The sequence below is a fragment of the Klebsiella sp. K5-204 genome (assembly GCF_030128585.1).
Classification (GTDB): Bacteria; Pseudomonadota; Gammaproteobacteria; order Enterobacterales; family Enterobacteriaceae; genus Klebsiella; species Klebsiella quasipneumoniae.
Genome location: NZ_JAKUZS010000001.1, coordinates 552,544 through 574,732 on the forward strand (window position 1 = coordinate 552,544; position 22,189 = coordinate 574,732).

The following is a 22,189-nucleotide window of genomic DNA, read 5'->3' on the forward strand; positions in this document are numbered from 1 at the left end:
GAAATATATGGCAGAGAAATTATCCGCTCACTGTCACTGCGGTGCGGTGGCGTTTACCGTTGAACTCAGCGACGGCTTCAATACCGCTCGGCGCTGTAACTGCTCATATTGTCGAATGCGCGGGGCGGTCGCGGTCTCTTCGCCGCGTTCAGGCATAGAGGTGGTACGCGGAAGGGATAAGCTCACCGAGTATCGCTTTAATACAGGTGAAGCCGTGCACTTTTTCTGCTCGGTATGCGGGATCTACACCTTTCATCAACGGCGTTCAAACCCACAGGAGTATGGGGTGAATGTGGCCTGCATTGACGGCGTTTCGCCTTTCGATTTTTCCTGCGTGGAGGTCAACGACGGGGTGAATCATCCAAACGATGGCGGCGGAGGCGTGGTGGGGTATTTGCGCTACGAGAAAAAGTAAAACACTCCTCCCGCAGGAAGCGAGAGGAGTGAAATATTAGGCTGCAACCACGCTGTCGATGGCCGCTTTCGCGTCAGACTGCGCTTTGGCCGCGACTTCCGGGCCGTAAGCGATACCTTCGGCGAACACGAAGTTCACGTCGGTGATGCCGATAAAGCCGAGGAAGGTGGACAGGTACGGGGTGACCAGGTCGGTCGGGGTATCTTTATGGATACCGCCGCGGCTGGTCACGACGACCGCGCGTTTACCGGTCACCAGACCTTCCGGCCCTTTCTCGGTGTAGCGGAAGGTCACGCCGGCGCGAGCCACCAGGTCAAAATAGTTTTTCAACTGCGTCGGAATGTTGAAGTTGTACATCGGCGCAGCGATAACAATCACATCATTGCCTTTCAGTTCGGCGATCAGCTCGTCGGAAAGGGCCAGCGCTTCCTGCTGACGCGGCGTCAGCGGCGCGTCGCTCGGACGCAGGGCGCCAACCAGTTCACCATCCAGAACCGGGATCGGATTAGCGGCCAGGTCACGCACGGTGATCTCGTCGCCCGGGTGTTTTTCCTGCCATTGTTCAACAAAATAGTCGGAAAGCTGACCAGATTGTGAGTACCCTGCCAGAATACTGGATTTCAGAACTAATACTTTGCTCATGGGTGTTTCCTTTTTTAATGTGATTGACGGGTCAGTGCCCTGGTGCTTGATGACACTGTATTCACAATCACGCTACAGAGATAGCGCAATATATCGAATCCTATGTTCAGATTTTTTGAACAAGGCACAGATGGCACAGATGTGGTACTCTAAGGCAATACTTCAAAAGAGATTTTCCCGGCAGAGCTCTGCCCGATAACGCTATGACAGAACAACAAAAAATCACCTTCCCCCAGCTTTATCAACAGCTCGACGGCCTGATGCTGCGCGACAAAACGCGCTTTGCCCGCCGTCTGCACGGCGTGAAGAAGGTTAAAAATCCTGAATCGCAACAGGCCATCCTCCAGGAGATGGCGCAGGAGATAAGCCAGGCAGCCGGTAAAGTCCTGCTGCGCGAAGCGGCGCGACCGGCCATCACCTATCCGGAAAACCTGCCGGTTAGCCAGAAAAAACAAGAAATTCTCGAGGCGGTACGCGATCACCAGGTGGTGATTGTCGCCGGGGAGACCGGTTCGGGTAAAACCACCCAGCTGCCAAAAATCTGCATGGAGCTGGGCCGCGGGCTGAAAGGGCTGATCGGCCATACCCAGCCGCGTCGTCTGGCCGCGCGAACCGTCGCCAACCGTATCGCCGAGGAGCTGCAAACGGAGCCGGGCGGTTGTATCGGCTATAAGGTCCGCTTTAGCGATCACGTCAGCGACAACACCATGGTCAAGCTGATGACCGACGGTATTCTGCTGGCGGAGATCCAGCAGGATCGCCTGCTGATGCAGTATGACACCATCATTATCGATGAAGCGCACGAGCGCAGCCTGAACATCGACTTCCTGCTCGGCTACCTGAAAGAGCTGCTGCCGCGCCGTCCTGACCTGAAAATCATCATCACCTCGGCGACCATCGACCCGGAACGTTTCTCAAAGCATTTCAATAATGCGCCGATTATCGAAGTCTCCGGGCGGACTTACCCGGTGGAAGTGCGCTACCGGCCGATAGTGGAAGAGGCGGACGATACCGAGCGCGATCAGCTGCAGGCGATCTTTGATGCTGTCGACGAGCTGGGGCGCGAAGGGCCGGGGGATATTCTGATCTTTATGAGCGGCGAGCGGGAGATTCGCGATACCGCCGATGCGCTGAATAAGCTGGATCTGCGCCATACCGAAGTGCTGCCGCTGTACGCTCGCTTGTCCAACAGCGAGCAGAACCGCGTCTTCCAGCCGCACAGCGGACGGCGCATCGTGCTGGCGACCAACGTGGCGGAAACCTCGCTGACCGTGCCGGGCATCAAGTACGTTATCGATCCCGGTACCGCGCGTATCAGCCGCTACAGCTACCGCACCAAGGTGCAGCGCCTGCCGATCGAGCCGGTTTCCCAGGCCTCCGCCAACCAGCGTAAAGGCCGCTGCGGCCGCGTCTCGGAAGGGATCTGTATTCGTCTTTATTCAGAAGACGATTTCCTGTCGCGCCCGGAATTTACCGACCCGGAAATTCTGCGCACCAACCTGGCGTCGGTCATCCTGCAGATGACCGCCCTGGGCTTAGGCGATATCGCCGCCTTCCCGTTCGTTGAAGCGCCGGATAAGCGCAACATTCAGGATGGCGTGCGCCTGCTGGAAGAGCTGGGCGCGATCACCACCGATGAGCAGGCCACCGCCTATAAGCTAACGCCGATGGGCCGCCAGCTCAGCCAGCTGCCGGTGGACCCGCGCCTGGCGCGGATGGTGCTGGAGGCGCAGAAGCACGGCTGCGTGCGGGAAGCGATGATCATCACCTCCGCGCTGTCGATTCAGGATCCGCGCGAGCGGCCGATGGATAAGCAGCAGGCCTCCGACGAGAAGCACCGCCGCTTTCACGATAAAGAGTCTGATTTCCTCGCCTTCGTCAATCTGTGGAACTACCTCGGCGAGCAGCAAAAGGCGCTGTCGTCGAATCAGTTCCGCCGCCAGTGCCGGGTCGATTTTCTGAACTATCTGCGCGTGCGCGAGTGGCAGGATATCTACACCCAGCTGCGTCAGGTGGTGAAAGAGCTCGGCCTGCCGATCAACAGCGAACCGGCGGAATACCGCGAGATCCATACTGCGCTGCTGACCGGTCTGCTGTCGCACATCGGCATGAAGGATGCCGATAAACAGGAGTTTACCGGCGCGCGTAACGCCCGCTTCTCCATCTTCCCGGGGTCCGGTCTGTTTAAAAAGCCGCCGAAGTGGACGATGGTGGCGGAACTGGTGGAAACCAGCCGCCTGTGGGGCCGCATTGCCGCCCGCATTGAGCCGGAGTGGGTGGAGCCGGTCGCGCAGCACCTGATCAAACGCTCATACAGTGAGCCGCACTGGGAGCGGGCGCAGGGCGCGGTGATGGCGACGGAAAAGGTCACCGTCTATGGCCTGCCGATCGTTGGCGCGCGTAAGGTCAACTACAGCCAGATCGACCCGGCGCTGTGCCGCGAGCTGTTTATCCGCCACGCGCTGGTGGAGGGTGACTGGCAAACGCGCCACGCCTTCTTCCGGGAGAACCTGAAGCTGCGCGCGGAAATCGAAGAGCTGGAGCATAAGTCGCGCCGCCGTGACATTCTGGTGGATGACGAGACCCTGTTCGAATTCTACGACCAGCGTATCAGCCACGACGTCATCTCCGCCCGGCATTTTGACGCCTGGTGGAAGCAGGCCAGCCGCGACACCCCGGATCTGCTCAACTTTGAGAAGAGCATGCTGATTAAGGAAGGGGCGGAGCAGGTCAGCAAACTGGACTATCCGAACTTCTGGCACCAGGGCAATCTGAAGCTGCGTCTGACCTATCAGTTCGAGCCGGGCGCCGACGCCGACGGCGTGACGGTGCATATTCCGCTGCCGCTGCTTAATCAGGTGGAGGAGGCCGGGTTTGAATGGCAGATCCCGGGTCTGCGCCGGGAGCTGATTATCGCCCTGATAAAATCGCTGCCGAAGCCGGTGCGGCGCAATTTCGTCCCGGCGCCCAACTATGCGGAAGCGTTTCTTGGCCGGGCGACGCCGCTGGAGCTGCCGCTGCTCGACTCCCTCGAGCGCGAACTGCGGCGGATGACCGGCGTGACCATCGACCGCGAAGCCTGGCAGTGGGATCAGGTGCCCGATCACCTGAAAATCACTTTCCGGGTGGTGGACGATAAAAACAAGAAGCTGCAGGAAGGGCGCTCGCTGCAGGCGCTGAAAGAGGCGCTGAAGGGCAAAGTTCAGGAGACGCTGTCGGCGGTCGCTGATGACGGCATCGAGCAGAGCGGGCTGCATATCTGGAGCTTTGGCACCCTGGCGGAGAGTTACGAACAGAAGCGCGGCAACTATAAGGTGAAAGCCTGGCCGGCGCTGGTGGACGAGCGCGACAGCGTGGCCATCAAGCTGTTTGATAATCCACAGGAACAGCAGCAGGCCATGTGGCGCGGTCTGCGTCGCCTGCTGCTGCTTAACATTCCGTCGCCGATTAAGTATCTGCACGAGAAGCTGCCGAACAAAGCCAAGCTCGGGCTCTATTTTAACCCGTACGGAAAAGTGCTGGATCTGATTGACGACTGCATCTCCTGCGGCGTTGATAAGCTTATCGACGAGGCGGGCGGGCCGGTGTGGACGGAAGAGGGCTTTAGCCAGCTGCATGATAAAGTTCGCGCCGAGCTCAACGAGACGGTCGTGGAGATCGCCAAACAGGTCGAGCAGATCCTCACCGCGGTGTTCAATATCAACAAACGGCTGAAAGGCCGGGTGGATATGACCATGGCGCTGGGGCTGTCGGACATCAAAGCGCAGATGGCGGGGCTGGTTTACCGCGGCTTTGTCACCGGCAATGGCTTCCGTCGTCTTGGCGATACGCTGCGCTATCTGCAGGCGATTGAAAAGCGTCTGGAGAAGATGGCTATCGATCCGCACCGCGACCGCGCGCAGATGCTGAAAATCGAGAGCGTGCAGCAGGCGTGGCAGCAGTGGCTGAATAAGCTGCCGCCGAACCGCCGTGAGGACGACGATGTCCGGGAGATCCGCTGGATGATCGAGGAGCTGCGGGTGAGCTTCTTCGCCCAGCAGCTGGGGACCCCGTACCCTATCTCGGACAAACGCGTGCTGCAGGCGATGGAGCAGATTACGCCGTAACCTGGCCGGTTGTCCCCGGTGGCGCTGCGCTTACCGGGGCGACGGGCCAGGCGTCCACGCTTAAGTGTTGACCCACGCCAGGGTAAAGCCGTCCCAGCCTTTCGTGCCCACGGTTTGCAGCGCCGTTGCCGTCAACCGTGGCTCGGCGCCCATCATCTCAATGAACTGACGCACGCCCTGAACGCGCTCGTCGGCGCTCTGTGGGTTGACCACTTCGCCGTCGCGTACCACGTTATCGCCAATAATTAAGGTTCCCGGGCGGGAATAACGCAGCGCCCAGCGCAGATAATGGGGGTTATTCGGCTTATCGGCATCGATGAAGATCAGGTCGAAAGCGGGACATTCGCCAAGCGCCTCCAGGGACTGTAGCGCGGGCCCCTCCCGCAGCGTGACCCGCTGGTCAACACCCGCCAGCTGCAGATTCTCCCGCGCCACGCGGGCATGATGCGCGTCGGCCTCCAGGGTGAGGAGTTGGCCGTCGGCAGGAAGCTCGCGCGCCATCCAGATGGTGCTATAGCCGCCGAGGGTGCCGATCTCCAGGATCCGCTTAGCCTGGGTAAGCCGTACCAGCAGGGCGAGAAACTGACCCTGATTGGCGGCGACATCGTGTGCCGGGAGCCCGGCACGATGGTTGTTTTCCAGTACCCGATCGAGCACAGGATCGCTGGGAATTAAGGCCTCAATCAAATAATTGTCTACTGCAGACCACTGTTGTTGCATATGACGCTTCCCCATTTAGCTCCCTGATGAGTCAGACCAGCCGCCTCCCAGCGCCCGGTATAGATCGATCTGCGCCAGCAGCAGGTTATTCTTCACCTGTACCACGCTAAGCTGGGTGGAGAACAGCGTTCGCTGGGCATCAAGCACATCCAGATACGAAGAGTAGCCGTTACGGTAGCGGTTCTGCGCAATGCGCAATGTTTCTTCCGCCACCGCCTCCTGCCCCTGCAGTTCGGTCAGCTGTTCGCCGTAGCGGCTAATGGCGTCCAGGCTGTCATTGACCTCTTTGAACGCGCCGCGCACCGTTTTCTCATAGCTGTACAGCGCCAGGTTGCGCTGGGCCATCGAGACATCCACCTGGGCATTTAACGCCTGGCGGTTAAGCAGCGGCGCCAGGATGCTACCGCCAATGCTCCAGAGTCGCAGCGGGTTGTCCAGCAGATCCGGCAGCGTCCGGTCCTGCAGGCTGCCGGTGGCGGTCAGGTTGATAGACGGCAGCAGCTGCGCCTGGGACGAGGCCAGGGTGGCATCGGCGGCGACCAGCTGACGCTGGGCCTGTACGATATCCGGGCGGCGGTTGAGCAAGGTGGACGGCAGCTGCGAGGGCAGACGCAGCGGGGTGAGCCCGGCGAATTCGCCGCGTTTTATCGCGCCGGGGTTATCCCCCAGCAGCACGCTGAGGGCGTTTTCCTGCTGCGCAATCTGGTGCTGCAGCGGCGGGATCTGCGCCCGCGTGGAGCGCAGCTCCGAATCCGCCTGCATCAGCTCAAGGCGCGAGGTATACCCGGTTTCATACTGACGTTTGGCCAGGCGCCAGGCGTCTTCCCGCGCCTGGAGCGTCTGCTGCGTGACCCGCAGTTGCTCATCCAGCGACAGCAGCGTCACGTAGCCCACGGCCACCGAGGCGGCGACGCTCAAATTGGCCGCGTCGGCAACGGCTTTCTGCGCCTCGAGGCTGGCCCCGGCGGCGCTGGCCGCGCTGCGGTTCGCGCCCCAGATATCGACATCATAGCTGGCGGTCAGGCCGCCTTTGTACAGCGTACTGTGGATCGGCAGGCCGGTGGCGGCGGACTGCGCGCGGGCGCGGGTGCCGGTCAGGCTGGCATCCAGCGAGGGGAAAAGACTGCTGTCGGCGGCATACGCCCGCGCCTGATACTCATTCACCCGCTCGCGGGCGATCAGCACATCGCTGTTATAGCGCAGCGCCCGGTCGACATACTGATTCAGCGCGCTGTCATGAAAATTGCGCCACCATACGCCTTCCACCGGGCTGGCAGGGCCAACGTCGGCCCGCCAGGCGGCAGGGATGGCGAGCGTCGGCTGGGCGCGCTGCACATCGGCGGACTGACAGCCGACCAGCGCCAGGACGATGGCAAGGGTGACCGGGCGGATCATGGTTGCTTCTCCGCGCGGGTATCAATGGTCACCTGCACCGACATGCCGGGGCGCAGGCGCTCGCTGTTTCGTTGCCCCTCGTTAACCGTGATGCGTACCGGGATGCGCTGGGCGATCTTGACGAAGTTGCCGGTGGCGTTGTCCGGCGAAATGGCGCTGAACTCCACCCCGGTCGCCGGGGAGATACTCTGCACCTTGCCGCGGAAGGTCTCGCCGTTGAGCGCGTCAACGGTGAAAGTAACCGGCTGGCCGATACGCACATCGGCCAGCTGGGTCTCTTTCAGGTTGGCGATCACCCAGTGCTGCGGCGGCACCAGCGAAGTCAGATGGGTTCCGGCGCTGACGTAAGCGCCAAGACGCACCGAAATCTGCCCCAGCTGGCCGCCGGTGGGGGCGATGATCTGCGTATTCTGCAGGTCGATCTGCGCCAGCTCGAGGGCGGCTTTGGCGCTGGCCACGTCGGCCTCCAGTGAATCGCGATTGACGATGGTCGATTCGCGGTCCTGGCGCGACATCTCCAGCGCCGCTTTCGCCTGTTCAATATCCGCTGCCCCCTGGGCGGCGCTGGCGCGGGCGGAATCCCGCTCGCGGATCGACAGCGATCCATCGGCGGTCAGCTCCTGCACCCGTTTTAAATCAGCCTGGATTTTCAGATTCTGCGCGCGGGCGTTCTGCAGCGCGGCTTCATTTTTGGCGATCGTCGCCTCGGCGCTTTTGCGCTGCTGCAGGTTGTTGCGCAGCGCCGCCTCCTTCATCGCCAGGGTGGCCTGGGCCTGGTGCACCCGCTGCTTATAGATGCGATCGTCTATCTGGAACAGCACCTCGCCCGGCTGAACGATGGCGAAATCCTTGACGTTGACGGCAGTGATGTAGCCGTTGACCTGCGGACTGATAAAGGTGGTCTGCCCGCGCACGTAGGCGTTGTCGGTAAACTGGCTATGGCGGGTGAACGGCGGCAGTTGCCAGGCATAGAGGATCACCAGTACGCCGACGAGGCCTATCGCCGCGGCGGTAAAAATGGAGACCACGCGAATGTTGTTCCGGGTGTTGGCCTGTTGTTTGGCCGCATCCTGCTGACTCATAACGACTCCAGAGATGAAATGATGATAATTATTTGCTGCCGGTGGCGCGTTTTAAGGCGATACGGGCGGTCAGTCGTAAGCGAATTAAGCGCCAGAAAACCCACACTAACGTCCCGGCGGAGATCGCCGCCGTCAGCAGATAGGTGTCATTCCAGGCGAGAATATTGGCCTGCAGCGTCGCGGCGTTTTGCAGCAGGGTGGTGGCCTGGACGTTAAGCAGCGTGCTGTCGCCGATCTGGCTCTGGTACATCTGGCTGTACTGCTGCAGCCGCTCGACGATCAGCGGGTTGAGCGTGGTGATCTGGTCCGCCAGCTGGCTGGAGTGAAATTTCTCCCGCCAGGTCTGAAAGGTGCCGAGTATCGCCGACCCCAGCAGACCGCCGATGTTCTGGCTCATGCCGAACAGCACCGAGAAGCTCACCAGGTTGCGCGGATCGGCGAACACCCCGCCAATACCGGCGAGCATCGCCGGCGCCAGAAAGAAGGCGCTGCCGAAGCCAAGCAAAAACTGGCTGAACATCAGCTGTTCCGGACGGGTGAGGGCGTTGGACTGGCTGTCGAGCAGCGAGGCCACCATGATCAGCGCCAGGGCGGTAGCGGTCGGCCAGTAGAGCTTCTGCGGGTTAAGCGTCAGGCAGCTGGCGATGATCCCGCACAAAATGCCGGCGAAAATTGACCACGCGAGGTTGGTCATCTGTTCGTTTTGCAGGCCAACGTACTGCAGCCAGCCGATCACCCCGGTATTCTGCTCCGCCAGCACGATGCGGATCAGCAGCATAATCAGACCCAGGCGCAGGATACTGCCGCTGGAGAGCCATTTGGTATTGAGCAGAGGATTGCTGCGGTTATGCTCAAAGGCGATGGCGGCGACGATCAGCACCACCGCCGCGGCCAGCGACCAGCCGATCCACGGCGCTTCGAACCACCACTCGAGCCGTCCCAGCGAGAGCACCGCGCAGACCAGCGCCATGCCGGGGGCCAGCAGGAAGAAGGTAATAAAATCCTTCTTCTCGAACACCTTTTTACGATCGCTCGGCGGCAGCTTCAGGGCGATGACGCAGGCCAGCGACACCAGCGCCAGCCCCAGCTCAAAGAAGTAGAGCCCGCGCCATTCATCGATCTGCAGCAGCTCGGTGGAAAAGAGGCGCGCCAGCGGAATGGCCAGCGACGAGCCGGTGATACCGATAGTCAGCCCTTTCAGGCGGTGGCGTGCGGGCCAGGCCTGCACCTGATAGTAGATCCCCAGCGAGCTGAGCGCCGCGGCCACCATGCCGTGGGCGGCGCGGACCATCATCGCCGAGCTGAGATCGTTGACGAACAGGTGGAAGAAGGTGACCAGCACATAGAGCACCAGAAAGCCTTCGGTAAAGGCGCGCAGCCCGAACTGCTGACGAAATTTCACCAGCAGCAGGTTAATGGAGACGTTGGTCATGACATACACCGCCGGCAGCCAGGCGATCTCCGTCGACCAGGCGGCGAAGGTGCCCTGCAGCAGCTGCAGATTGGCGGTGACCACCGCGTTGCCCAGCGCGCCGGTGAGGCACACCAGCAGTCCGACCACCCCGTAGGCCAGGCGCTTCGCCGGGCTGTGCAGCGGCGTCGATGGCGAGCCGAGCAGGGCCGGTTTTTCATGCGGCGCCCAGTCATGAGGGACGTAGGGGTTACTCTGGCGACGGGGCATTATTTCTTCTCCACTTCGCGCAACAGCTTTTCCAGCACCCGCTGAGTTTGTTCACGCTCCTGCGGCGTGATCGCCGTCAGGATCTCTTCACGCAGATCGTCCGCCACCGTTTTGACCTGCTCGAAGAGGGCCTGCCCCTGGTCGGTGACCACCAGCAGCCGCTTGCGTTTATCGCGGTCGGTGGTGACGCGCTCCACCAGGCCGAGGGCCACCAGGCGGTTGATCAGCGGCACAATGGTCGGGCTCTCCACTCCCAGCTCCTGCGCCAGTTCGCTTTGCGACAGCGGCTGGTGGTGGCGGGCGATGGCGGCGACCGCCACCCAGCTGGCCTGGCTGAGACCGAGGTTTTTCAGCCGACGATTAACCGCCAGCCGCCAGTGATGGGCGGTCAGATATAAAAGATGGGAGAAGTTAAGCTGTCGATGGTCCATAGGTCGTCTGCAAAATCGTTAGAGCTCTAACGAGTTTATGTCTGACAACCGGCGGAATTCAAGGGAAAGGATAAAAAAGGGTTAACGGTGTGTGCGTTTATTGTGGCGACAGGAGGATACCCCCTCAGGCCATTTACTCATGGAGGATGCTCTTATTCTGCGCCATCACCCAGGTGATAAAAGCGCGCAGGGGCGCGGGAATATGTTTGCGACTCGGATAGTAGACGCAGAAATGATCCGCTGGGTAGCGGTAGCTGGGTAATAAGCGGACCAGACTGCCGGCGTTCAGTTGCGCGGACACCAGCGACTGATAGACAAAGGCGATCCCCAGTCCGCTCTCCGCCGCCTGGATCATCGCCGTATCGGAATCGACGACCAGATCGCCCTTGACGGCGACTTCGCCTGGCTCGCCGTCGGGGCTGATAAATTCCCACCGGTACTTTTCGCCGCTGGGAAAACAGCGGTTGATGCAGCGGAAATTGACCAGCGACTGCGGGGTGTCGGGCGCTCCGGCCTCGTGGAGATAGTCCGGGCTGGCCACCGGGATCAGCGACAGCTTCTCGCCAAAGGGGATGGCAATCATATCTTTGGGCACGTCCCGGGAATAGCGAATGCCAGCGTCAAAACCGGACTCGATAATATTCACTTTCCGATCGGTGGTAAACAGCTCCAGCGTCACGTCAGGATAGGCGGTTTTAAAAGCAATAAAATAGCGCTGAAAGAAAAGGTCGAGAACAATGCGCGGTAAATTGACTTTCACCACCCCTTCCGGGGTCAGACGGTGATAATTCAGACTGTCGACCACCCGGCGATAATCATTCACCACCGGCGTCATATTATTAAGAAATTCCTCACCCACCGCGGTTAAAGACAAACTGCGCGTCGAGCGATTGAGCAGGCGCACGCCTAATTTTTCTTCCAGATGATTAATAGCGCTGGTGAGGGCCGGCGGTGAAAGATTTAATGCTCTGGCAGCTTGCCGAAAACTGCCATGTTTCACTATGAGTATTAATATTTCAATTTGTTGCAAATCAGGCAACGTTTTCATTGTTAATTTCCAGCTAACACCGCGTTCGGAATAGATTAATTGTTATCAATGTAAAAGGGAAGTATATATTTAATAACATTCAGCACGTAAGGAAAATAAGGTGAAAACACGTTATCTCGGAAAAGAGAAGTTCCAGGTTTCCGCATTGGGTCTCGGGTGTATGGGAATGAGTTTCGCCTATGGCGGCGCTGAGGAGTCGCAGGCGATTAATACCATCCATGCCGCAGTGGACATGGGGGTGACCTTCCTGGATTCCGCTGAAGTGTATGGGCCTTTTGACAATGAAGTCCTTGTTGGGAAAGCGATTAAAGGCATCCGCGATAAGGTGCAGATTGCCACCAAATTTGGCTTTCGTATTCTGCCGACCGGCCAGGGGCTGGAGCGGATGGCCGGCGTCGACAGCCGTCCGGAACATATTCGCGAGGCGGTGGAAGGGTCGCTGAAGCGGCTGAATATCGAGACCATCGATCTGCTCTATCAGCACCGCGTCGATCCCGCGGTGCCGGTGGAAGAGGTGGTGGGCACCATGGCCGACCTGGTCAAAGAGGGTAAAATTCGCCATATCGGGCTGTCGGAAGTGTCAGCCCAGACGCTGCGCCGGGCCTGCAAGGTGCATCCGATCGCCGCGGTGCAGACGGAATACTCGCTATGGACCCGTGAGCCGGAGGGCGGCATCCTCAAGGCCTGCCGCGAGCTGGGCGTGGGCTTTGTCCCTTACAGTCCGCTGGGCCGCGGCTTCCTGACGGGCCAGATCACCGACCCCGGCGTCTTCGCAGCCGATGATTTTCGTCGCAATCTGCCGCGCTTCCAGGCCGAAACCATGCGCAAAAACCAGCAACTGCTCGACCGTCTGCAGCAGGTCGCCAGCCGCTACGAGGCCACCCTGGCGCAGATGGCCCTCGCCTGGGTGATGAGCAAAGGGGAAGATATCGTGCCGATCCCCGGGGCGCGAAAAATGAACCATCTGCGCGATAATGCCGCTGCGGCCGATATTATGCTCTCCCCTGAGGATATTCTCGCCATCGATCATATTTTCGCTCCCGAAAACGTCGCCGGATTACGCTATAACCAGGGCGACTTTAATTTAATCGATAAATAATCTCCTGAATACGCTCCTCCCGCCGGTCTGGCGGGAGATAAGGTAACTTATGACTATTGCTGTTTCCCGTCCGGCGGGATTGCCTGCGGCGGTGTATGCGCTTTCCGTGGGTTCATTTGGTATTGGCACCACCGAATTTGTGATTATGGGTTTATTACTCGATGTGGCCCATGACTTTCATATATCCATTACGCTCGCCGCCTGGTCTATTACCGCTTATGCCTGTGGGGTGGTGATTGGCGCGCCGCTGCTTACGCCGCTATTAAGCCGTTATCGCAAAAAACCTGCGCTGTTATTTTTAATGATCTTATTTTCCATTGGAAATTTAGGCTGTGCGATCGCCGGTAATATGACCATGCTAATTATTGCCCGGGTAATAACTGCGTTCGCTCACGCCTCGTTCTTCGGAATAAGCTCGGTCTATGCCGCGGAGCTGGCGCCGGTGGATAAACGGGCTTCGGCGGTCTCCGCCGTGTTTCTCGGCGCCACCCTGGCCAATATTCTGGGCGTGCCGCTCGGCGCCTGGGTGGGGCAGTACCTTGGCTGGCGCTATACCTTCTATATGGTCACGCTGATCGGCATTCTCTCCGCCCTGGCGGTGATCGCCCTGGTGCCTGGCCGTCAGGCGCAGCCGTCGGCCCGGAGCCGGATCCGCGATGAGCTGAAGGTGCTCCGTCATCCCGCGGTGCTGCGCAGCCTGCTGATCACCGCCCTCGGGTTCTCCGGCGTCTTCGCCGCCTTCACCTACATCGCGCCGATGCTGAAAACCGTCACCGGGATGAGCGACCACCTTATTCCGCCGGTGCTGATGCTGTTCGGCGTCGGGATGGTCGCCGGGAATCATCTTGGCGGCCGACTGACCGACGGCGGCGTCCGCCGGGCGCTGCTGCTAACTCTCGCCTTGCTGAGCGTCGTCCTGTGTCTTTTCCCGTGGGCGATTCAGACGCTGCCCGGCGCCTGCGCGGCGGTGTTTCTGCTGGGGGCGGCGATGTTCTCCACCATTCCGCCGCTGCAGATGCAGGCCCTGGACAGCAGTGAGAGCGGCAAAAGCATGGTCTCTTCGTGCAATATCGCCGCCTTTAACCTCGGCAATGCCGGCGGCGCCTGGTTTGGCGGGCTGCTGCTCGCCTCCGGCGTCGCTCTCTCTCACATTCCCCTGGCCGGCGCTTGCCTGACCGCCAGCGGATGGGTTATCGCTAGTGTGACGTTGTCACCTTTAAAAGGAAGTCAAGCATGAAGTATCGATATTTAGGTTCCACCGGGCTGTCGGTTTCGGAGCTCTGTTTTGGCGCCATGACGTTTGGCGAGAAAGGGGCCTTTCTCGGCGCGCCGGGGCGCAACTGGTCGGAATTCGGCGTGGTGCCTGAGCAGACGGCCTACGACCTGGTGTACAAAGCGCTGGACGCCGGGATTAACTTTTTTGATACCGCGGACTGTTATAAGAACGGCCAGGGCGAAGAGCTGCTCGGCAACGCGCTGAAGGGAAAACGCCAGCAGGTGATTATCGGCACCAAAGGACGCTGGCAAACCGACCCCAACCCGAACGCGCTGGGGGCGTCGCGCTACCATATCATCAATGCCGTCGAGGCCAGCCTGCAGCGGCTGAAGACCGATTATATCGATATCTATCACCTTCACGGGTTCGATCCGCGCACCGCGCTGGAGGATACCCTGCGCACGCTGGATACGCTGATCCGCGCCGGGAAAATTCGCTATATCGGGGTCTCCAACTACGCGGCCTGGCAGCTGGCGAAGGCGCTGGGGATCTCGGAGCGCCTTGGGCTGGAGAAATTCTGCGTCTATCAGGGCTATTACAATATCGCCGCGCGTGAACTGGAGCATGAGATTATCCCGCTCAGCGTCGATCAGAACGTCGGCATCACCGTCTGGAGCCCGCTGGCCGGGGGCTTTCTCACCGGCAAATACCCACGCAATCAGGCGTTTCCCGAGGGCAGTCGTCTGGCGAACGCCACGCCGTTCGAATCCGCGCCGATCGCCAACCGCGAGCAGGCCTGGCAGACCCTGGAGGTGATGCAGGAGATTGCCCGCCAGCGCAACGCCAGCGTCGCGCAGGTGGCGCTCAACTGGTTGCGTACCCGTCCGGGGATTGCTTCGCTGGTGATCGGCGCGACCAAACTGGCCCAGCTGGAGGATAACCTGGCGGCGCTGAACTGGACGCTGAGCGACGAGGAGACGGCGATCCTCAACAGCGTGAGCGAGAAAGAGAAACCATACCCCTACTGGCATATCTGCAATGTCGCCGGCGATCGTCGTCTGGCCGATGATATCTATCCCTAATCACCCTACACCCAGGCAACACGCGTATGCCCCGCACGGGGCATACAGAGAGGCTCGATCGTGAAAAAAGTACTCATTGTTGGCGCCGGCCCGGTAGGGTTAATCATTGGCTGCTATCTGAATAAGTATGGAATTGATTTTGATATCATTGATAAAAATACCCACAGCACCGCCTGGTCCAAAGCGCTGAGCGTCAGTCCGGCGACCATTAAAGCCTTCCACGGCTTAGGCCTTGCCGGGGAACTGATCGCCCAGGGAAAGCAGGTTCAGTCAGTCTACGCTTACTATAAAAACCGCAAATTTCTGCATATCGATAACCGCCGACTCGCCACCTGTTACCCCTTCCATGTCAGTATCCCGCAGCCGCGGACGGAGAAGATCCTCGAAACGGCGTTGGCCGACGTCGGGCGGGAGGTCAAACGTGGGCACCAGCTGGTCTCCTGGCGCCGGGAGGGGGAACGCTATCACGTCTCCCTGCTCGACGATGCCCGCCGGGCCTGTTCCGCCGCTTATGACTATATTATCGGCGCCGACGGCGCGGCCAGCACCGTTCGCGAGCTGGCCGGGATCGGCTTTAGCGGTCATGACTATCCGCTGCATTTTGTGATGGCGGACGTGCAATTCGACCGCGCGGCGGCGCTCCCGGGAACCTCCTACCATATTGATGAGCAGGGCTTTTTGATTTTCCTGCCCATGCCGGACAATCAGGTCAGGATCGTGATTAAAAGAGCCGGTCGATTACCTTCGCCGCGTCCGGTGCCTGATCTGCAGGAGATTAACGCCGCGCTGGCGCGGTTCTGTCCCGAGGTTCCTCCGGCGCAGGCGCTGACCTGGTCTTCCAGCGCCAATTTCTATAACCGCATCGCCGATGACAATCTGCAGCATCATATTATGCTGGCGGGAGATGCCTTCCACCTGTTCAGTCCCATTGGCGGGCAGGGGATGAACACCGGCGTCCAGGATGCGGTGAACCTCGCCTGGAAGCTGGCTTTCTATCTGCACGGCGTGGCCACTGACCGACTGCCGGCGTCCTATCGCGCCCAGCGCTTCGCGGCGGTGAGCGGCGTGCTTCGCTCCACCGATCGCGATACCGGCCTGATTGCCGGTCTGGTGCCGAGAAATCATATCGACGGGGTCTACTTTCCGGAGTTCTGCAACCGTCACTACTATCGTCACCAGCTGCCGCTGCAGTACGCCGGCTTCACCGCGACGCAGGCGCAGCACCCGGACGGCCTGGCAGGGCACCATGTTCCCTGGTACGTTTTTGCCTCGCCGCAGGCGATGTTTCGCAACAGCTATGACGTCTTCGCCAGCGGTAAGGTGGTGATCTTGTCCGCCCGCGCCGCTTGTCCTCCTATGTCCCGCCTGAAGCAGGCCGGCTGGTTTATATTCTGCCCCCTCGAACCGGCGGACGAGGCGTTTCTCGAAGCGCTACAGATCGGCCCCGATGACTATGCGGTGGTCAATCCCGATGGCTATGTGGGCTTTACCGGCAGCGAAGCCGGGACACGGCAGTATCTTTCCTCGCTCTACGTAATGGAATAATCATGAACAAAGTCTATATCGTCGCGGCCTGCCGTACGCCGGTGGGGCGCTTTCTTGGCGCCCTGAAAACGGTCTCCGCGGTGGAGCTGGCCGCGCTCACCGTCAGGCACAACCTGCAGCAGGCCGGCATTGACCCGGCGTGGATCGATGAGGTGATCTGCGGCTGCGTCCTTGCCGCCGGGCAGGGGATGGGACCGGCGCGTCAGGTTGCGCTGCGGGCGGGGATCCCGGTGCAAAAGCCGGCTTACACCCTGAATATGATCTGCGGTAGCGGCATGAAAAGCCTGACCGAAGGGGCGATCCATATCCAGAGCGGTTATGCCGACCTGGTGGTCGCCGGCGGAATGGAAAATATGAGTCAGGCGCCGTTTTTGCTGCGGGGAGAGATAAGGGGCGGGATGAAATTCGGCGCGTTCAGCAGTGAGGATGTGATCCAGCGCGACGGATTAACCGATCCGCTGCTGCAGATCCCGATGGGGGAAACGGCGGAGGCCATCGCCGCGCAGGAGCAGATCTCGCGCGCGGCGCAGGACCAGTATGCCCTGGAGAGCCATCACAAAGCCTCCGCCGCCAGCCGCGCCGGCTATTTTGACGATGAGATGGTGCCGGTGACGGTCAGCGCGAAGCGGGGCGTCAGCACGGTCCGCGAGGATGAGCCGATCCGCCATGATCTTAGCGCCGAGCAGCTGGCGGCGCTGAAACCGGCCTTTCGCGCCGACGGCAGCGTCACGGCGGGCAATGCCTCCGGGCTGAACGATGGCGCCGCGTCGGTGATCCTCGCGTCGGCGCGCGCCGTTGCCCGCTATGGCCTGCAGCCGCTGGCGGAGATTGTCTCCTTTGGCGAGGGCGGCGTTGACCCGTCCATGATGGGGCTTGGCCCGCTGCCGGCGATAGCGTGCGCCCTGCGCCGCGGGCGTTTTCAGCTCAGCGATATGGCCCGGCTGGAGATCAACGAAGCCTTTGCCGCGCAGGTGCTGGGGGTGGTCAAGGGACTGGCCAGAGCGCATCAGATGACGGAGGAGGAGATTGCTTCCCGGCTGAACGTCCACGGCGGCGCGATCGCCCTCGGCCATCCGCTGGGCAGTTCCGGGACGCGGATTGTGGTCAGCCTGGTGCACGCGCTGCGCCGGGAGAATCAACCGACCGGCCTGGCGTCGCTGTGCATCGGCGGCGGGATGGGGATTGCGTTACTGGTGAAAACGATCTGAGGAGACAAGCGCCATGGAAAAATTAATTGTGGTGGGTGAGAAATTTACCGATTTTGCCCGGCGGCATGAGAATGTGCTGACGGTGAATGAGTTTGAGCGGTTTGTCTGGAGCGGCGAGCTGGCCGGGGTCGATAAAATCGTTATCGGTCAGGGGGTACAGCTCGACGACATCTCCCGCACCATCTGCATTATTCGTCAGCACTATCCGGACACAATGCGCCAGATCGTCAATCTGCAGGATCTCTATTATCAAAACAATCGCGATCATCAGCGGCTGGTACATAAACGTAAAAAAGCGAATATCCTCATCACCTCGCCGGAAAAACGCGATGAGGATAGCTATTGCGCGCGCCTGATCCTGCAGGATGCCTCGGAGCTGCTCTGCGACCACCAGACCGGGCAACATATTCAGGGGATGGTGCTGATCGAGGCGGCGCGGCAGACCATCATCGCCACCACGGAAAAATTCCTGCTGGCGGAGGCCGGCGTGGCGATGGCGGAGAAGTACTTTACCCTGAGCTCGCTGCAGGTGGCCTTTTCCTGCTTTGTTTTTCCGCTGCCGGTGACCATCGTCCTCAACGTGGTGTCGCGCAAAAGTTCAGCCCATGGCCGCTTCACCTGTGAATGCTCGGTGGGGTTTGACCAGACCGGCACCCGCAAAGCGGAAGTTGGCTTTAGCTTCAGCGTCTATGACCTTAACTACATCACTCGCAAAGAGTGCGAGCAGGCGGCGCAGTGCCATCAACATTATCTGGTCAGTATTGAGCAGGGGGGACGGGGATGAGCATCGCCTTTTTTGATGTGGATGAAACGCTGATTACCGGCAAAAGTATGTTCCTGTTTCTGCACCGTTATGCCGCGGAATATCCGCTGCAGTGCGGTTTGACGGCCGCGGCGATTGTCCGGCAGCTGCAGGCGCTCAGCGAAGCAGGTCAGCCGCGGGAGGCGATCAACCGCTACTATTACTCGCTGTTTCGCCACGAGTCGCGCCCCCGGGTGCGGGCGGTCGCCGAGCGCCTGTATCGCGAAGGCGGATATGGTTTTCACCGCGAGGTGGCGGCGCGCCTCAGGCAGCACCAGGCGCGGGGGGATGACGTGGTGTTTGTCTCCGGGTCGATGACCGACATTCTCTGGCCGGCGATGGCGGCGCTGGGGGTGGAACATGCCCTGTGCTCAGAGCCGGTCGTGGTGGATGACCGCTATACCGGCGAGCTCTGGCGGACCGCCATCGGCGAACACAAGGCGGCGCATGCCCAATGCTATGCGCAGGAAAAGGGTCAGCCGCTGGCGGCGTGCTACGCCTTCGGCGATCATATCTCGGATCTGCCGCTGCTCGCCGCGGTCGGCCACCCCTGCGCGGTGAATCCCTCTCCGGGGCTGCTGGCGGAGGCGCAGCGTCGGGGATGGCCAGTGCTGTGGTCCACCGGCGGCTGACGGCGCGACGGCAAAAAAAAGGGGCGGCGCAATGCCACCCCTGATTCACTCCCTGACGGGGATCAGCCCGGGTAGATGCCGCGGTCTTTACGCGCCATCAGGATGCGCTCGCAGGCCACGATATAGGCGGCGGTACGCAGGGTACATTCTTTCTCGGCCGCTTTATCGCAGACGTGAATAATGGCGTCGGTCATGATGCGGTCCATCTTGGCGTTGATCTCCTCTTCGCTCCAGAAGAAGCTGGCCATGTCCTGCACCCACTCAAAGTAGCTGACGGTCACCCCGCCGGCGTTGCAGATAACGTCCGGCACCACGATCACCCCGCGCTCGGCCAGCACATCGTCCGCTTCCGGATAGGTTGGGCCGTTAGCCCCTTCCAGCACCAGTTTGCAGCTCAGCTTCTCAGCGCGCTCGCGGGTGATTTGCCCTTCCAGCGCCGCCGGGATCAGGATGTCCATCGGGGTGGTCCAGAACGCCTCTTTATCGATCTCCTGGGCGCCCGGGAAACCGGCGATCTGCTTTTTCTCCGCCTGCCAGGCGGTGAGGGCGGCCATATCAATCCCGCCTTCGTTGTACAGGGTGGCGGTGTGATCCTGAATGACCACTACGCGGGCGCCGACGCCGGCGAACAGGCGCGCCGCTTCGCTACCGACGTTACCAAAGCCCTGCAGCGCCACTTTAGCGCCTTCAATTTCGATGCCGGCGCGACGGGCCACTTCCCGGCCGGTGACGAACACGCCGCGTCCGGTGGCTTTTTCACGACCGAGGGAGCCGCCGAGGTGGATCGGCTTGCCGGTGACCACGCCGGTGATGGTGGTGCCATGGTTCATGGAGTAGGTGTCCATCATCCACGCCATCACTTTGCCGTTGGTGCCAACGTCCGGCGCCGGAATATCTTTCTGCGGCCCGATGATAATGCCGATTTCGCTGGTATAGCGGCGAGTCAGGCGTTCCAGTTCACCTTCCGACAGCGAGAAGGGGTCGACGCGGATGCCGCCTTTGGCCCCGCCGTAAGGAATATTGACCGCGGCGCACTTAATGGTCATCCAGGCAGAAAGTGCCATGACTTCGTTAAGATCAACATCCGGATGGTAGCGAACACCACCTTTACCCGGCCCACGCGAAAGATTGTGCTGAACGCGATAGCCCTCGAAGTGGCGAATGGTGCCGTCGTCCATCTGCACAGGGATGTCGACGATCAGCGCACGCTTCGGATGGCGCAGGGTTTCCACCCAGTAGGCAAGATCGCCGAGATAAGGCGCGACACGGTCGATCTGGCGCAGGTAGGTGGTCCATGGAGATGTACTACTTTCAGATGCGTAAGATAACTTTTCCATAAGAGTCCTGTTTCTCAGTGTTATTTATGTCGTGTAAAACCGTGGAATAGCTACAGCAGTAAACTCTGTGCAATGAATGGTATCACCAATTTTATAAAGCGGTATTTGACGGCAATTCCGATTTTTAAATTTTTGTTAGAAATTTTATTTTTTAAGTGAATAACTACGCACGAGAACCACCCGCAAGCTGTGCATTTTAATTCACTTTTTATTCACTTAAGTGCATAGGAAAATATTTTTTCTATGTTTTTCATTATCTTGATGATCTTCAAAAAGTGAATAAATTGCGTTTCCCCATATTGACAATCTTATTGTTCACAGGCCAGCATTAGCCCACACAACAACATGGCGTTAACCATGAATTAACAAATACCCGTAAAAAGAATAGGGCTTAAGTTTTCTGTGGTGAATATTTTTACCATCGCAGCGGGCGCGCTCGTGCCCAAAATAAGCCGAGGGTCAGGGTTAATGTCGATTGTCCAACGCGGCGGGAGCGTTTTCCGTCGTCTTACGTTCCGGAGATGAATGATGTCAGGCAGTATGACTCGCGAAGATTTTGACGCTTACCTGGTTCCCTGTTTTGCCCCCGCGCCGTTTATTCCGGTGAGGGCGGCGGGCTCCCGCGTCTGGGACCAGCAGGGGAAAGAGTATATTGATATGGCCGGCGGCATCGCAGTGAACGCCCTCGGCCATGCCCATCCGGCGCTGGCTGAGGCCCTGCAGGGGCAGCTGGCGAAACTGTGGCATATCGGCAATGGCTATACCAACGAACCGGTGCTGCAGCTGGCGAAAACCCTGGTGCAGTCCACCTTTGCCGACAAGGTGTTCTTCTGCAACTCCGGCGCTGAAGCGAACGAGGCGGCCCTTAAGCTGGCGCGGAAATATGCCCACGATAAGTTCGGCGGTGAAAAAAGCGAAATCATCGCCTTCAACCACGCCTTCCATGGCCGCACGCTGTTCACCGTCTCCGTCGGCGGCCAGCCGAAATATTCCAGCGATTATGCGCCGCTGCCGCAGGGCATTACCCATCTGCCCTATAACGATATCGAGGCGGTCACCGCGACGATCTCCTCACGTACCTGCGCGGTGATCGTCGAGCCGATTATCGGCGAAGGCGGGGTGATCCCGGCGGACCCGGCGTTCCTCCAGGCGCTGCGCGCCCTCTGCGATCGCCATCACGCCACCCTGATATTCGATGAGGTGCAGACCGGCGCCGGGCGTACCGGCCATCTCTACGCCTACCAGCATTACAACGTCGTCCCGGACATCCTCACCAGCGCCAAAGGGCTGGGGGGCGGCTTCCCGATCGGCGCGATGCTGGCGAAAGAGGCCTGGGCGCAGGTCTTCCAGCCAGGCACCCATGGCACCACCTTCGGCGGTAACCCGCTGGCGGCGACCGTCGCCAACGCCGTGCTGGCCCATCTGGATGCGCCGCTGCTGGCGGGTGTCGGCGAGCGCCATGCGCTGATCGTCGACCAGCTGAATGCCCTCTCTGCCCGCTACGATGCGTTCAGCGCCGTGCGCGGCGCCGGTCTGCTGATCGGCGCCGAGCTGGCCGGACCGCTGCGCGGGAAGGCCAAAACCCTGACCAACCTGGCGGCGGAAGAGGGGGTGATCGCCCTGATTGCCGGTCCGGACGTGCTGCGCTTCGCGCCGGCGCTCAATATCCCGCTGGCGGATATTGCGCAAGCCTTCGTGCGCCTTGAGCGCGCCGTTGCCCGCTTAACCCGCTAACCGGGAGGACGGCC

18 protein-coding genes and 1 pseudogene are annotated in these 22,189 nt (G+C 60.3%); 10 read left to right on the forward strand and 9 right to left on the reverse strand.

Annotation, left to right across the window (positions count from 1 at the left end; all coding sequences use genetic code 11):
* The first annotated feature begins 7 nt into the window (after positions 1 to 7).
* Complete coding sequence (locus tag MKR05_RS02760; RefSeq protein WP_023289463.1) at positions 8 to 415, forward strand: GFA family protein; 408 nt, start codon at positions 8 to 10, stop codon at positions 413 to 415.
* Between the two features lie 36 nt (positions 416 to 451).
* Here MKR05_RS02760 and azoR read toward each other — a convergent pair whose 3' ends face one another.
* A complete protein-coding gene (gene azoR, locus MKR05_RS02765) occupies positions 452 to 1,057 on the reverse strand; it encodes an FMN-dependent NADH-azoreductase (RefSeq protein WP_002902889.1) in 606 nt (201 codons plus the stop codon).
* 203 nt (positions 1,058 to 1,260) lie between these two features.
* Here azoR and hrpA point away from each other — a divergent pair, with 203 nt between their 5' ends.
* Complete coding sequence (gene hrpA, locus MKR05_RS02770; protein WP_048334923.1) at positions 1,261 to 5,163, forward strand: ATP-dependent RNA helicase HrpA; 3,903 nt, start codon at positions 1,261 to 1,263, stop codon at positions 5,161 to 5,163.
* 60 nt (positions 5,164 to 5,223) lie between these two features.
* Here the strand turns inward: hrpA and MKR05_RS02775 are convergent, their stop codons facing one another.
* The 6 genes from MKR05_RS02775 to MKR05_RS02800 form a co-directional block, all read right to left on the reverse strand.
* Positions 5,224 to 5,898: an O-methyltransferase gene (locus tag MKR05_RS02775; RefSeq protein ID WP_087824905.1), complete on the reverse strand. Its 675-nt coding sequence runs from the start codon at positions 5,896 to 5,898 to the stop codon at positions 5,224 to 5,226.
* Positions 5,899 to 7,278 (reverse strand): efflux transporter outer membrane subunit, encoded by a 1,380-nt coding sequence (locus MKR05_RS02780; RefSeq protein WP_284118048.1) that lies wholly within the window; start codon positions 7,276 to 7,278, stop codon positions 5,899 to 5,901.
* On the reverse strand, positions 7,275 to 8,360 hold the full coding sequence (locus MKR05_RS02785; protein ID WP_087824903.1) for an HlyD family secretion protein: 1,086 nt from the start codon (positions 8,358 to 8,360) through the stop codon (positions 7,275 to 7,277). The genes MKR05_RS02780 and MKR05_RS02785 overlap by 4 nt, the downstream gene beginning before the upstream one ends.
* A gap of 28 nt (positions 8,361 to 8,388) precedes the next feature.
* Positions 8,389 to 10,041: an MFS transporter gene (locus tag MKR05_RS02790; protein WP_032452666.1), complete on the reverse strand. Its 1,653-nt coding sequence runs from the start codon at positions 10,039 to 10,041 to the stop codon at positions 8,389 to 8,391.
* The gene (locus MKR05_RS02795; protein WP_023289469.1) at positions 10,041 to 10,472 is read right to left on the reverse strand and encodes a MarR family winged helix-turn-helix transcriptional regulator; all 432 of its coding nucleotides are present in this window, start codon (positions 10,470 to 10,472) and stop codon (positions 10,041 to 10,043) included. Before MKR05_RS02795 ends, MKR05_RS02790 begins: the two co-directional genes overlap by 1 nt.
* Positions 10,473 to 10,605: 133 nt before the next feature.
* On the reverse strand, positions 10,606 to 11,520 hold the full coding sequence (locus MKR05_RS02800; RefSeq protein WP_023289470.1) for a LysR family transcriptional regulator: 915 nt from the start codon (positions 11,518 to 11,520) through the stop codon (positions 10,606 to 10,608).
* A gap of 100 nt (positions 11,521 to 11,620) precedes the next feature.
* On the opposite strand from MKR05_RS02800, the gene MKR05_RS02805 reads away from it, so the two are divergent.
* The 7 genes from MKR05_RS02805 to MKR05_RS02835 are packed head-to-tail and all read left to right on the forward strand — an operon-like array spanning position 11,621 to position 19,104.
* Positions 11,621 to 12,619, forward strand: a complete 999-nt coding sequence (locus MKR05_RS02805) for an aldo/keto reductase (RefSeq protein ID WP_023289471.1) — start codon at positions 11,621 to 11,623, stop codon at positions 12,617 to 12,619.
* 49 nt (positions 12,620 to 12,668) lie between these two features.
* Positions 12,669 to 13,856 carry an MFS transporter gene (locus MKR05_RS02810; protein ID WP_087824900.1) on the forward strand — a complete coding sequence of 396 codons (1,188 nt, stop codon included), beginning with the start codon at positions 12,669 to 12,671 and terminating at the stop codon, positions 13,854 to 13,856.
* Positions 13,853 to 14,917 carry an aldo/keto reductase gene (locus MKR05_RS02815; RefSeq protein WP_023289473.1) on the forward strand — a complete coding sequence of 355 codons (1,065 nt, stop codon included), beginning with the start codon at positions 13,853 to 13,855 and terminating at the stop codon, positions 14,915 to 14,917. Before MKR05_RS02810 ends, MKR05_RS02815 begins: the two co-directional genes overlap by 4 nt.
* Positions 14,918 to 14,977: 60 nt before the next feature.
* The gene (locus tag MKR05_RS02820; protein WP_087824899.1) at positions 14,978 to 16,462 is read left to right on the forward strand and encodes an FAD-dependent monooxygenase; all 1,485 of its coding nucleotides are present in this window, start codon (positions 14,978 to 14,980) and stop codon (positions 16,460 to 16,462) included.
* 2 nt (positions 16,463 to 16,464) lie between these two features.
* Positions 16,465 to 17,670 (forward strand): acetyl-CoA C-acyltransferase, encoded by a 1,206-nt coding sequence (locus MKR05_RS02825; protein WP_087824898.1) that lies wholly within the window; start codon positions 16,465 to 16,467, stop codon positions 17,668 to 17,670.
* Positions 17,671 to 17,683: 13 nt separating this feature from the next.
* Positions 17,684 to 18,454: an AfsA-related hotdog domain-containing protein gene (locus MKR05_RS02830; RefSeq protein WP_226327344.1), complete on the forward strand. Its 771-nt coding sequence runs from the start codon at positions 17,684 to 17,686 to the stop codon at positions 18,452 to 18,454.
* The gene (locus tag MKR05_RS02835) at positions 18,451 to 19,104 is read left to right on the forward strand and encodes an HAD family phosphatase (RefSeq protein WP_064154690.1); all 654 of its coding nucleotides are present in this window, start codon (positions 18,451 to 18,453) and stop codon (positions 19,102 to 19,104) included. Before MKR05_RS02830 ends, MKR05_RS02835 begins: the two co-directional genes overlap by 4 nt.
* A gap of 62 nt (positions 19,105 to 19,166) precedes the next feature.
* Here the strand turns inward: MKR05_RS02835 and MKR05_RS02840 are convergent, their stop codons facing one another.
* Together MKR05_RS02840 and MKR05_RS02845 are read right to left on the reverse strand one after the other, a co-directional pair.
* Complete coding sequence (locus MKR05_RS02840) at positions 19,167 to 20,441, reverse strand: Glu/Leu/Phe/Val dehydrogenase (RefSeq protein ID WP_023289478.1); 1,275 nt, start codon at positions 20,439 to 20,441, stop codon at positions 19,167 to 19,169.
* A gap of 212 nt (positions 20,442 to 20,653) precedes the next feature.
* A pseudogene (locus tag MKR05_RS02845) lies at positions 20,654 to 20,800 on the reverse strand (hypothetical protein).
* Between the two features lie 169 nt (positions 20,801 to 20,969).
* Between MKR05_RS02845 and MKR05_RS02850 the strand changes: the two are divergent.
* Positions 20,970 to 22,175, forward strand: a complete 1,206-nt coding sequence (locus MKR05_RS02850; RefSeq protein ID WP_226327421.1) for a bifunctional succinylornithine transaminase/acetylornithine transaminase — start codon at positions 20,970 to 20,972, stop codon at positions 22,173 to 22,175.
* Positions 22,176 to 22,189: the final 14 nt, after the last annotated feature.